The 12,984-nt window shown below is 35.2% G+C and carries 9 protein-coding genes and 2 pseudogenes; 2 read left to right on the plus strand and 9 right to left on the minus strand.

Annotated elements, in window-relative coordinates:
* Together ABE34_RS16790 and istB are read left to right on the plus strand one after the other, a co-directional pair.
* A partial coding sequence (locus ABE34_RS16790) for a Mu transposase domain-containing protein (RefSeq protein WP_197142901.1) occupies window positions 1-817 on the plus strand: 817 nt, incomplete at its 5' end.
* Between the two features lie 8 nt (window positions 818-825).
* Window positions 826-1,578 carry an IS21-like element helper ATPase IstB gene (gene istB, locus ABE34_RS16795; RefSeq protein WP_197142911.1) on the plus strand — a complete coding sequence of 251 codons (753 nt, stop codon included), beginning with the start codon at window positions 826-828 and terminating at the stop codon, window positions 1,576-1,578.
* A gap of 934 nt (window positions 1,579-2,512) precedes the next feature.
* Here the strand turns inward: istB and ABE34_RS16800 are convergent.
* From ABE34_RS16800 to ABE34_RS16840, 9 genes and pseudogenes are all read right to left on the minus strand, one after another.
* On the minus strand, window positions 2,513-3,076 hold the full coding sequence (locus tag ABE34_RS16800) for a hypothetical protein (protein WP_197143622.1): 564 nt from the start codon (window positions 3,074-3,076) through the stop codon (window positions 2,513-2,515).
* 182 nt (window positions 3,077-3,258) lie between these two features.
* On the minus strand, window positions 3,259-3,750 hold the full coding sequence (locus ABE34_RS16805; RefSeq protein WP_197143623.1) for a hypothetical protein: 492 nt from the start codon (window positions 3,748-3,750) through the stop codon (window positions 3,259-3,261).
* A gap of 246 nt (window positions 3,751-3,996) precedes the next feature.
* Window positions 3,997-4,104 (minus strand): annotated as a pseudogene (locus ABE34_RS25670) (hypothetical protein); the annotation flags it as partial.
* A gap of 205 nt (window positions 4,105-4,309) precedes the next feature.
* Window positions 4,310-4,729: a hypothetical protein gene (locus ABE34_RS16815; RefSeq protein WP_197143624.1), complete on the minus strand. Its 420-nt coding sequence runs from the start codon at window positions 4,727-4,729 to the stop codon at window positions 4,310-4,312.
* Between the two features lie 10 nt (window positions 4,730-4,739).
* Window positions 4,740-6,338 carry an RHS repeat-associated core domain-containing protein gene (locus ABE34_RS25490; protein WP_197143625.1) on the minus strand — a complete coding sequence of 533 codons (1,599 nt, stop codon included), beginning with the start codon at window positions 6,336-6,338 and terminating at the stop codon, window positions 4,740-4,742.
* A gap of 777 nt (window positions 6,339-7,115) precedes the next feature.
* The gene (locus ABE34_RS25675) at window positions 7,116-8,429 is read right to left on the minus strand and encodes an RHS repeat protein (RefSeq protein ID WP_197229812.1); all 1,314 of its coding nucleotides are present in this window, start codon (window positions 8,427-8,429) and stop codon (window positions 7,116-7,118) included.
* Window positions 8,430-9,070: 641 nt separating this feature from the next.
* Entirely contained in the window at window positions 9,071-9,931 is an 861-nt protein-coding gene (locus ABE34_RS16830) for a hypothetical protein (protein WP_197143627.1), read from the minus strand.
* The gene (locus ABE34_RS16835; RefSeq protein WP_197143628.1) at window positions 9,931-12,006 is read right to left on the minus strand and encodes an RHS repeat domain-containing protein; all 2,076 of its coding nucleotides are present in this window, start codon (window positions 12,004-12,006) and stop codon (window positions 9,931-9,933) included. Before ABE34_RS16835 ends, ABE34_RS16830 begins: the two co-directional genes overlap by 1 nt.
* A gap of 48 nt (window positions 12,007-12,054) precedes the next feature.
* Window positions 12,055-12,940: pseudogene (locus ABE34_RS16840) on the minus strand (transposase).
* Between the last annotated feature and the right edge of the window lie 44 nt (window positions 12,941-12,984).

Genomic DNA, 12,984 nt, shown 5'->3' on the forward strand with positions numbered 1-12,984 from the left:
TTATGAAACAAGTAATGGTGAACAGGTGGAAATTAATGTAGCTGTGTTAGTGCTGAGCCACTCTCGTATGCGATTCTTTTATATGAGTATTTCCAAATCGCAAGCAGTTTTATTTTCTTTCTTAACCGACACGTTTGAAAAAATGGGTGGTGTACCAGAAGAACTCATCACTGACAATATGAAAACTGTGATGGACGAAGCACGAACAGAACATTTTGTAGGAAAAGTAAATACGAAGTTCGCTCAATTTGCGAGAGATTTTGGATTTAAGGTGAGGCCGTGTGTAGCAGGTCGTCCTCGTACAAAAGGAAAAGTGGAAACAACGATGAAATTACTAGATGAAATCCACGCCTATCAAGGGAAGTTTAATATAGTTGAGTTACAAGCCTATATTGAAAAACTATGTAATCGTATTAATCATGAAATTCATCAAGGGACGAATAAAATTCCGATTTTAGAATGGCAAAAAGAAAGGAATCACTTACTCCAGCTACCAACTGAACGAGTAAGAGATTCCTATCGAATCAACCATACGCTTGTGAAAGTCAATGCATCGAGCATGATTTCCTACAAGTCCAATCAATACTCCGTACCACCGGGGTATCAAGGCAAAAAAGTAGGGCTACAAGTGTACGATAATCAATTATGGATTTATTATAACATGGAATTAATCGCACAACACAAAATAAGTGAAGCAAAACTAAATTATCAAGAGGCGCATTATCGTGAATTAATGGCAAAGGCAATGCCTGAATACCCTGATATTAACGATTTAGCGAAACGGAACTTAGCTGCGATTGGAGAAATGTATAAATGAATTCATTAATGAGTACAAATTACCAGCAACTACAGCAAAACTTAGCGTATTTAAAATTAAAGCAAATGGGCATCCATTTGAATGAAGTCATCGACTTTAGTATTAAAAATGAACTTTCTTTTATTGATACACTTATAAAATTGACAAACTATGAAATTGATGTACGTGAGCATAATATGATTCATGCGATGGTGAAAGTCGCTGCATTTCCACATTTAAAGGAAATAAAGGATTTTAATTTTGATTTTCAACCAAGTATTAATCAACAACAAATACTCGATTTTCAAAGTCTTCGTTTTATCGAAGAAAATGAGAATATTGTATTCCTTGGTCCAAGTGGTGTCGGTAAGACCCATTTGGCCACAGCAATCGGTATTACTGCAGCTAAAAAACGAACAAGTACCTATTTTATAAAGTGCCATGATTTAATTCAGAATCTGAAGAAAGCCCGTTTAGAAAACCGCTTAGAGAGCCGTTTAAAACATTATACGAAATATAAACTACTAATCATTGATGAGATTGGTTATTTACCAATTGATCCAGAGGATGCGAAGCTGTTTTTCCAGCTCATTGATGCCCGATATGAGAAACGTAGCACGATTTTCACAACGAATGTGAACTTCAAATCATGGGATGAAATTTTCCCTGAACCGAAGTTAGCGAATGCGATTTTAGATCGTATTTTACATCACGCAAGCGTTGTCTCAATCGTAGGCGATTCATACCGATTAAAGCATCATTTAACCTCGGAAAACGAGTAATTTTGTACATTCTTAAACGAGCGAAAATGTACATATTGGTGTTGACATTTATAAAAGTATCAAAATTCTTATGAATAATAATAGAAAGCATAACATCCTCCTTTTCTGGATGAACTAGAGTTGCATAAAACCTGTAATCATCAGGTATTTGTTCTTCAATCAATTTTGGAGGATTACCACCTATTCTACCTCTCACATGATCTTCAAAAGGAATGCATTGAGCAAACAATTAAAATCCCCCTTTCCGTTTTATTAGTTTTTAAGGACATTTTATATAACCTTGTTCCTTAGCAAAATTAATTGCTTCCTCCCTAAGTTTTATCGTTAATTCAGTAGTATATCGCTTCACATGGAATAAAATCTGTTTCTCCTGTGAATTTTTTACTTGTTTGTATTCGGTTAGTTCTAGTTTTTCTCTACCATATATGTCTAATTCTCTTTTCCAAACTTCTTTTCCTTCTTCATCATAGGAACTTACCGGTGGGTCGGTGATAATACTGTAGCTGCCAGCACTTGTAGTTTGGCTATAGGGATGAAGGTGTCTGCTTCAAATATCCATGTTGTTAGGTTTTCGTCTTTTGGTTAGGATAGGTCACTTTCTTTTGCAATACTCCATTCATGTAAGTGTACCGCTCCCATAGGAATTTTGTTGCTTTAACATCATAGCAAGCAAAAAATACAAAGGATGAAACAATTTCATTTCTAACAAAAACACACATAAAGCAGGCTTATATACCTTCGTTTATGTGTGTTTTATAAAAATAGTTTTAAACTAATCTACTTTCTTTATATTTCAATTCATTTTTTGCTCTGTTTAAAATTCCCCATTCCTTATTGTATCTTTTCTCGAAATTCTTCTTTTAATCTCCAATTTTCATCATAAAAATAATCTTCATCAGCTTGTGAGAGTAGATCAGCAAGAAAACCATTTTTATTACCAAAAACGAGATGCTTTCAATTCTTGAAAACTAATCTGCTTATATGATACTTGTATCCCTCTCATCATACCAGCTGTTCGCTCCGCTTTATCTTCGCCAACATACGGAGCCTCAATCTGAAAAATCTCATATTTATTTAAAGATGTATTTACTCTAAATTGTATGGCCTTTGTTTGATCTAAAATGATCACTCCATAATCCCAATCAATTTCTTCATATGTGCAAACATACACATTAATATTTTTTGATTCCAATTGCTCCTGGAAATCAAATAGTTTCGGGGAATCTTCATAAAATTCTATTGCATGTAAATACCTTTTTCCTTCTGAAAAATATAGTTTTAATTCAATTTCCTGTTTCCTAAAAATTTCTATATAATACGATAATATCACATCATATTTTTCATCTCCTGATTTATTATCACTATATTTTTCTAATAAATGATAAGGCTCATTATACGCATCATTCTCAAATGAAGTCGATCCTTCAATAAAATAAGTAATTATATCATCTATATTGAGCTTTTCTAACGGATTACCTAGTTTTTTTCTTAATTCCATAAGAACTCCCTCAGATGTAGTATATCTTTTGCTTCCTCTTTAGAAATTTAATTCCCCTATATTTACTTTAAACTATAATAAAATACAAAATGTTAAATAAACATTTTTTACATTTAGTAGCGTATAGTACTTTTCGTTTGATGACGAACAGTTTTACTGTCACAGCGTAAAGCATCCGCTAATTACAATTTCTGACACTCTAATCTTAATTCTCTATTTTCGTTTCGCATTACCTGTCTCTGATCAATGTTTATTTTTTTTGCCTTTCTAGAGGTATACAAATCTTCAACAACTTTTAGATTTTTTTTCAATTGTTTCGAGTAAATAAGTACATCTCCATTTACATACTCAAATCTAAATGTCCTTGTGTGTAAAACATTTATTTTTTCTTCAAAGAAACCGTCTCTAATAATAGTTTGAATAGTGTTGTTATCATTATATAAATATCTGTCAGTCCTAAACGTTTCTTCGCCTATAGAAAACCTCTCTAGGTTTTCTAACAAATAGAAGTCTTCTAAGTTCTCATTGTTATATCCTACTAATAATACACAATCATGGCTCTGTTGTAATAATTTTAACCATTCTTTTATATACAAAATAGATTCAATAGTTACAACATCAGTTATTTCATCATCATTCCATTTAATACATGTAACCCCATCGATTGTGTGCAATTCCCATGATTCAAAAAAATGCTGACTAGGGAATATTATTTTATGTTGTCTTTCCTTTTGATTCTAACATCTTGATAATATCTTAGATACTATCTGCTATCTAATCGATAGTTTAGTTGAAAAAAAGAGTTATTCCATTTCAATATGAAATATTCTAAATTTGTAAACGTACTATCAATAGCATCTGAAATTGTACAATCTTCAGTGTCAAGTTCCCCTAATTTTATGTTGTTATTAAGTGTTATCTTAAAGTTCATTTACATCACCAACATACCCGTACAAAGTAGGATTATTTCTAGCTAATCCAATCGGGTCTTGTTGAGTGTACATACCCATTTCTGGGTCATAATAGCGAAAGCGATTATAGTATAATCCCGTTTCAAAATCATGGTATTGACCCGGGAATCTGAAATAAAATCCTACTCTTCGGTTAGTTCTCTACCTTTCCATACATATCCAGCTCCATTGACCATACAAGCTTGCCTTGACTGTCATAGGCAAGCTTGGAACACCTAGATAGTTAGAATTAAAGTCGACAACTAGGGTATTTCATATCAATTTATTTTACAATGGAGATTTTTTCAGGGTTACGTATTGGAATTTTAATTTTAATACCCTTTGTACTTGTTACTTGAATAGAATCATTTTCTAATTCTGCTTTTATAAAAGGATTACTATTATCTAAAAATAAGAACCAAATTAATTTTCCTGTTTTATCATTCAATTGAACAATACCGTCTCCTCCAAAACTACCTTCTCCAATGCTTACAATAAAATCATCTGTTTCATACTTTTTCAATATATCAAAATGACATACAGAATCTCCATCATTGTACTTGAAAAAACTTTCAATTGTCGATTTGCATAACACTCTTATCCATTCGTTGTTATTATCTAAAACTAGTATATCTTCATTAGAAAAGAAAAAAGCATTAATTAATGGACACTCAAAATTTTCAATCAACTTATTTATACTCATAAAATCTCCTTTATTTTTTACAAGGAACTATAGGTTTCTCTTTCAATCCTTTATCAGGAACAACTCCACCTGCTTTTTTGTTCCTTATGTCGTTAAACCGTTCTTTGAATTTCTGTCCCCAAGTCTTCCCTTTTGTAGAATCAGGATGTTTGTCTTCTGCTTTTACAACATTAACTTCAAGTTTTTCTATTCCTGCATTTTGAGCAGCGAGTAATCTTCTATTGCCGTAAGATACCAGTTGTTCATCAACTTTGATAACATTTAATGGTGTATACTTAGATGCATCAAATACCCTTACTTCTGATACAGTCCTTTGTGAGAAATTAATGTCATTTGGATTTACAAATATGGTTTCCAACCCAAACACATCAATCCATGTGTTAGGATCTTTCACATATCCGTATAGAGTAGGATTCCCACCAGCAAGCCCAATAGGATCAATCTGAGTATAAACACCCTCATTTGGTGAATAGTATCGGAATCGATTGTAGTAAAGTCCTGTCTCAGTATCTTCATATTGACCTTGATAACGGAATGGAATAAAATCTTTCTGGCCTGTGAATTCTTCCATTCTACCATAAATATTAAGTTCTGCTGACCAAACCTTATTGCCTTTTTCATCATAGGCTTCTACAGGCGTTCCAAGATAATCACTAACAATGCTGTAGTTACCTTCACTCGTAATTTTTGCTGAAGGTACAAACTCATCATTAAATAACCATGTGACTAGATTATCAGGTATTTCAGACTTTTTCTGTGAAGAATATTCCTCTAGATCTTCAAATTTATCTGAATTATTCTGCGAGAAATACTCATGTAGAATAGTATTCCCATCCCAAACGAAACTTATTGTTTTCTCGTCAGAACACTTCTCTGTTCGTCTGCCTAGTGGGTCATACTTAAAAGTAACTTCTGTGTTGTCTGGTCGGATGACTTTCGACATCATCCCATTTCCGTTATATTCGTACTTCCACGTATCACCATTCTTCTTAACTTTCTGAATCAGATTTCCTTCCTCGTCATAAGAGAATGTTGCCTCTTTCGTTTCAAGCAATCTACTTCCGGCACCATAAACACGATCTGTCTTTTCTTTCGTTTCATACAAATTCCCGACACCATCGACACTGCGGTGTAAGAAATCAAATTGATCGCCTTGATTGGACCAGACGAGGTTACTGAATTCATCGTAGCCATAGGTAACTTTTACACCGGTTAACTCGGTTACCATGCTTCGTAAGCGATGATTGACATCCCAATTATACGTGCGTCTTCGTGTATCGCGGTTTTGACTGCTTATTCGATGGTGCGTTGGTCTACCTGCTACGTCATACTGCCATTTGCTAATGATATCACCTGGTAAGATTCTCTCAATCTCTTGACCGAGTTCATTGTATTGCATCACTGCTGTCCAATGTTCTTGATCTGAGCGAGAAGCCGTGATTTGCGACACAGCGCCCATTTCATTACGAGCGACATCGATTTGTGCACCTAAGCTACTTGTAATCTGAGAACGATTACCTAATTCATCATAGCTACTCGTAATCCAATGATCATTTTGCCACTCCTTGATTACTTGACCGGATGGGTCTCGCTCTAGCTTTATGGCCACACTCTCATTTTCAGTCTCAATTAAAGAACCATTTTTGTCATAGCCAAACGTTTCCCAGGTATCATCATAATAATCAGCTCGAATGACATTTCCTATACCTTCATGTTGATTCAGTGCTCAACAATCACCAGGACGTTGAATTTGCTGAACCAATCCTACCCAGACTTCGCTCATACTAGGTCGGCACCCTATATTGAATCCTAAAAATGCAGCGGTTATTGCATATGCCCTGCACATAAAAAAAAGCCCTTCTGTCACAGTGGACAAAAGGGTATGCCAAAACAAAGAAATTATTAGCTTAATAAAATCACGAAGCCCTTTTCAGCCTCTCTGGACGGTGTTAAAAAATTTATTTCGTGATACTTACTAATAAAAAAACATGTGATGACAAAGCCGTTTCATACAGTAAATTAATATACCTTAATAAGGCTATGATAAAAAATCATTAAACTTATTGATTAATTATATTTCCTAAATATTATATTGAAGGCTAGGTTCTGCTTTGAATTTCTTGCCTCCACAGGCAAGAAACGAGCACCCTCCGACTTTAAAGTATTCAGTGCCTTTGCACCTTACAAAAAGCAGAATTATATATTTATATCCCATAATCCAAAAATTGGTACGTTTGTCATATTGAGTCTCGATCTATACCCATATACTCAGGTTGCATTCCCAACTTTCTCAAAAGATAATCCTTTAATTTGATTATTTTCAATAAAGTCAATAAACTTTTGAGTACAGTAATAAAAATTGATTTTAACATCTCTAAACAGGATTTCATTTCTTATCTTCACAACTCTTCTCCACACGCCTACCTAGCACGTCATACTTGAAAGTAACTTCTGTCTTGTCTGGTCTAATGACCTTCGACATCATGCCATTGCCATTGTATTCATACTTCCATGTATCACCATTATCCCTAATTTTCTGAATTAAATTACCTTCATCATCATAAGAGAATGTTGCCTCTCTCGTTTCAAGCAATCTGCCACCGGAGCCATAAACTCGATCCGTTCTTTCTTTCGTTTCATACAAATTTCCGACATCATCGACACTGCGGTGTAAAAAGTCAAATTGATCGCCTTGATTGGACCAGACGAGGCTACTGAATTCATCATAACCATAGGTAACTTTTACACCGGTTAACTCGTTTACCATGCTTCGTAAGCGATGATTGACATCCCAATTATACGTGCGTCTTCGTGTATCGCGGCTTTGACTGCTTATTCGATGGTGTGTTGGTCTACCTGCTACGTCATACTGCCATTTGCTAATGACATCCCCTGGTAAGATTCTCTCAATCTCTTGACCGAGTTCATTGTACTGCATCACTGCTGTCCAATGTTCTTGATCTGAGCGAGAAGCCGTGATTTGCGACACAGCGCCCATTTCATTACGAACGACATCGATTTTTGCGCCTAGGCTACTCGTAATCTGTGAACGATTGCCTAATTCATCATAGCTACTAGTAATCCAATGGTCATTCTGCCATTCCTTGATTATTTGTCCAGATGGGTCTCGCTCCAGCTTTACGGCCACATGCTCATTTTCAGTCTCAATTAACGAACCATTTTTGTCATAACCAAATGTTTCCCAAGTGTCATCATAATAATCAGTACGAATAACATTTCCGAGGCCATCATGCTGGTAGGCTGTCCAACGATCACCTGGACGTTGAATTCTCTGAACCAATCCTGCCAGACTTCGCTCATACGTTCTTTCCATCTCATCAAAGCCAATTTCCTTGATGATATTCCCTTTCGTATCACGTTCAAACTGATATGCTTCGCCTTTTTCATTGATGACAGCGTTTAACTGCTCTTCTGTATCATAGGTAAAATTGACTTTCTTTCCACCTTGTTCTCGAGCCTTCAAGCTGCCAAGAATGGTATAATCAAAGGCTACTTGCGTATGGTTATCTTTCGCAAAAACAATATCATCATAGGCATTGTACTTTAATTGAACGTCGTTTCCATCTGATAGATTTGCCCGTACGAGACGATTCAAATTATCATATCGGAACTTCTCTGTGGCCCCTAGCGGATTTGTCGTTGTAGTGCAATTCCCACGACGGTCATATTCCCATGTCAAACTTGTCCCATCTGGCAATGTTACTTGACTCAGGTTTAGATCAACGTCATAGGCTAAGCTTATCACATGGCCTTGCGCATTTGTCACTGTTTCAATTAAATATTTATCATTATAGGAAAATTTAGTAATCGCGCCATCTTCTAAAACATTTGCCTGTTTGCATCACATTTTTGGTGGCAAATCGACTTTTTTAGTGCACACCTTTAATAGTCAGATTTTTTTAACCTGTCTATTTAAAGGGAAGCATATCATATCAAAAAGGCAAATATTCACAAAAAAGAGTAGCGATAATTCCCAAAGAATTTATGCTACCCTTTTGATGTAAATATATTTTTTATAATAACTACCAAGTTTTTAATCCTTACGAATCGCATTTAATGTGAAAACATGCGACATTTCTTCTCTTTTATTTCATAGAAATTGATGTTTTCATCGGCACTACAGTGTAAGAATTAAAATTACGATTCGATATGAAATGCTAAAGTATATTAGTATCTGCTAGTCAAATATGATCGGTATCTTTTCCACCTTTTTCACAACATTTGTTTATTAATTTCCCAAAAATAGAGTAATGAATAGTGCATGAAAAATACCTTCTATTAAATAGCAGAAGCCAAATTCAAATACCTGACAACATCTTACTAGGAATTTCTTTCTTGTAACAAATTATTTATTTCATCTTTTTTGTGAGAGTAATGTCTTTTTTCAGGATGAAATGCAACCTCTCTTAGTGATGGACACTCTAACAAAGGTGATAAATCTCCACTTTTACAATTCCAAAAATTTATTTTATGCAAATTTTTCATAGATTTCACAAATTCAAGAGAATCAACATCTGAAACCTGTAATTCTTTTATAGTACTATTCCCTGCCAAAAATGTTAGATCAGTAAGTTTTTTACATTTTTCAATTTGGAGTCTTTCAAGTCCTTTTAGTTTATTAAGAGCTTGTGCATCTTCTAGATTATTTAGATACTGGAACCAACACCATTTCAAGGAATCTAAATCCTCTATTCCAGTCAAAGAAATTAGCTTAGTCGAAGTGTCAAGACGCAAAAATTCTAATGATTTTAGTGAACAAAATTCCTTACAATCTGGTTTAATATATTTAATTGCATATAACCTTTTTAAATTTACTAGTTTATCTAAGTTTAGATAGTAATCTTTTTCAACAACGACCTTCTCCAATTTTTCAAAATAATTCAAATCAAGCTTTATTGGCTGACCTAGTGTAACTTCTGTAAGATTACATAATGTAGTTAATGCTTCTATATTTTGATGCTTGGATAATTTAAAATTATCGCTAATCAGCAATTTATTGATAAATGTTTTGTTGTTGAAAGATGAAAAATCTAAGTGACATTTCAAATCTGTTGCCAGATTCAAATTGCGGATTCGAATTGAATGGTGATTTTCCTTCTCAGCAATCTGTATTCCTTCCTCAAGGAAAAGTGGATCTATCTCAAAATAGCCAATACTATCATTAAATGCATAGTTCATCATTATTTACAACCACCTTTAATCACAGTTCGTTTTTTTATTCCAGAACTTGTTTCTTCGTAATACGCTTTCATTAATTCTGCATATGTTTCCGCAAGTTGCCTTTCTTTTTTCGTTGCATTAACATATTTTTTCTTTCCTGGCGAACTCATTTTTTTACTATTCGCAAAATCATCAGCTTGCCGTGCATTGTATTCTTCCATCAAAAGATGTTCTACCATGAATCCCATTTTGTCACTACCAAAATCAAAATGAATTCCTTTTAATACGTTATTTTTTCCACCAACTCTACTGCTCATTGAACTATACATACGACTAACAGGTCCTTTACCTATATATGAAGTAACCCCATCAGTAAAGAAGTATGTACCAGTCAATCCAAATAAATCAACATAGATATTTGGATTTGAAACATAACCATAAATATTTATACCACCAGCAAGTCCTATCGGGTCCCGCTGTGTATATATTCCTTCGATTGGTGAATAGTATCTAAATCGATTGTAATACAATCCATTTTCTTCGTCTTCATATTGCCCTTGATACCTGAATGGAATAAAGTCTTTCTCTCCTATAAAACCCTCTACTCGCCCATAAATATCAAGCTCAGCCGACCAAACCTTTTTACCTTCTTCATCATAAGCTTCAACAGGCGTTCCTAGATAATCACTAATAATACTGTAACTACCTTCACTCGTGATTTTAGCTGAAGGTACGAACCCATCGTTAAACACCCATGTAACTAAATTGTCCGGTATTTCAGATTTACTCCGTGAAGAATACTCCACTAGGTTCTCAAATTCACCTGAATCTTCCTCCGAGAAATACTCATGTAGGATAGTATTCCCATCCCAGACGAAATTCATAGTTTTAGCTTCAGACCTCTTCTCTATTCGTCTACCTAGCGAGTCATACTTGAAAGAAACTTCTTCGTTATCTGGTTTGATGACCTTCGACATCATGCCATTGCCATAGTACTCGTACTTCCACGTATCACCATTCTTTTCGGCTTTCTGAACGAGATTTCCTTCCTCATCATAAGAGAATGTAGCCTCTTTCGTTTCAAGCAATCTACTTCCGGCACCATAAACACGATCTGTCTTTTCTTTCGTTTCATACAAATTCCCGACATCATCGACACTGCGGTGTAAGAAGTCAAATTGACCGCCTTGATTGGACCAAACGAGGTTACTGAATTCATCGTAACCATAGGTAACTTTTACACCGGTTAACTCGTTGACCATGCTTCGTAAACGGTGATTGACGTCCCAATTATACGCACGTCTTCGTGTATCACGGTTTTGACTACTTATTCGGTGGTGTGTTGGTCTACCTGCTACATCATACTGCCATTTGCTGATGACATCTCCTGGTAAGATTCTCTCAATCTCTTGACCGAGTTCATTGTATTGCATCGCTGCTGTCCACTGTTCTTGCTCTGAGCGAGAAGCCGTTATTTGCGACACATTTCCCATCTCATTACGGGCGACATCGATTTTTGCACCCAAGCTACTCGTAATCTGTGAACGATTGCCTAATTCATCATAACAACTCGTAATCCAATGGTCATTTTGCCACTCCTTGATCACTTGTCCAGATGAATCTCGCTCCAGTTTTACTTTCACATGCTCATTTTCAGTCTCAATTAACGAACCATTTTTGTCATAGCCATACGTTTCCCAAGTGTCATCATAATAATCAGCACGAATAACATTTCCTAGACTATCATGCTGGTACGCTGTCCAACGATCACCTGGACGTTGAATTCTCTGAACCAATCCTGCCAGACTTCGCTCAAATGTTCTTTCCATCTCATCAAAGCAGATTTCCTTGATGATATTTCCTTTCGTATCGCGTTCAAACTGATACGCTTCGCCTTTTTCATTGATGACAGCGGTTAACTGTTCCTCTGTATCATAGGTGAAATTGACTTTCTTCCCACCTTGTTCTCGAGCCTTCAAGCTGCCGAGAATGGTGTAATCAAAGGCTACTTGCGTATGGTTATCTTTCGCAAAAACAATATCTTCATAGGCATTGTACTTCAATTGTACGTCGTTACCATCTAATTTCTTTGGCATTTTGAAGTTAGAATTTCTATACCTTACAAAGCTTGAAAGTGTAGCACATTAACCCAGATGAACCCCGATTTCTTTATACTTTAAATTTAATAAGATTTTTGCTCGAAAGTGATCGAAACGTCGAAAGCCATATGCATTCCGTTTCATCACTTTTGTTTTATTATTAATACCTTCCAAGAAGCCGTTAGAATAACCAAAACTAAAGCTATTTAAGATTTCTACTTGCCAGTTTTTAAATGTTTGAATTGCTTTTAAGAAAGCTGGTAATCTTGTCTCTTCTACCTTACGGTAAAAAGCTAGTAATCGCTTCTTTACTTCTACGACATCATTCTTTGTTTTTGCCCAATCAAACCATTCACAATAGGCTTCCTTTAATTCATGAGCTACTTTTAATGTTTCAGACATTTCTGTATAGCGCTGTAAGTACCACTGTTGTTTTTTTACCTGCATCTGTATCGCCTTTATACTCATCAATCGCAATCGCTTTTGGTAAACGTACACCCTCTACTAATTGTTTATTCGCTACCTTTTTAAAACGGCGAATGACCGTCGTGGTTGATGTACCTAGTACTTCTGCAGCTTCTTTAAATGTTTTGGCCTTAATAGCGCGTATACTCACTACTTGATTCCATTCCTTTGAATAACGTTGATATTTATCTACGAAGGGGGATTTTTCAGAGAAACGCTTTCCGCATTTACAAACATAACGACGACGCTTATAGAAAAGAATCGTTAAACGTTCAAACCATTTTAAATGATTGATCTTCTGTATACGATAATCATGAACCTTCGATGTTTCTTTTTTACAAGCTGGACATTGATGCGTACATTTAGGTAATTGTACATACAATGCGATTCGATCGCCTACTTCTTCTACTTTCGTAATCTCTACATCTTTTAATCCTGGGATATTCATGTTAAAATTCATTTGCACAGTTCACCTTTCTATTACTTGTTTCTCGACAATTCAAGTATATA

It is taken from the genome of Lysinibacillus sphaericus, assembly GCF_015844675.1.
Classification (GTDB): domain Bacteria; phylum Bacillota; class Bacilli; order Bacillales_A; family Planococcaceae; genus Lysinibacillus; species Lysinibacillus sphaericus_E.

What these genes read in the sequence shown, in the direction of transcription:
- istB (WP_197142911.1), top strand. Translation starts at nt 826, where the DNA reads ATGAGTACAAATTACCAGCAACTACAGCAAAACTTAGCGTATTTAAAA.
- ABE34_RS16800 (WP_197143622.1), bottom strand. Translation starts at nt 3,076, where the DNA reads ATGGAATTAAGAAAAAAACTAGGTAATCCGTTAGAAAAGCTCAATATA.
- ABE34_RS16815 (WP_197143624.1), bottom strand. Translation starts at nt 4,729, where the DNA reads ATGAGTATAAATAAGTTGATTGAAAATTTTGAGTGTCCATTAATTAAT.
- ABE34_RS16830 (WP_197143627.1), bottom strand. Translation starts at nt 9,931, where the DNA reads ATGATGAACTATGCATTTAATGATAGTATTGGCTATTTTGAGATAGAT.
- ABE34_RS16835 (WP_197143628.1), bottom strand. Translation starts at nt 12,006, where the DNA reads ATGCCAAAGAAATTAGATGGTAACGACGTACAATTGAAGTACAATGCC.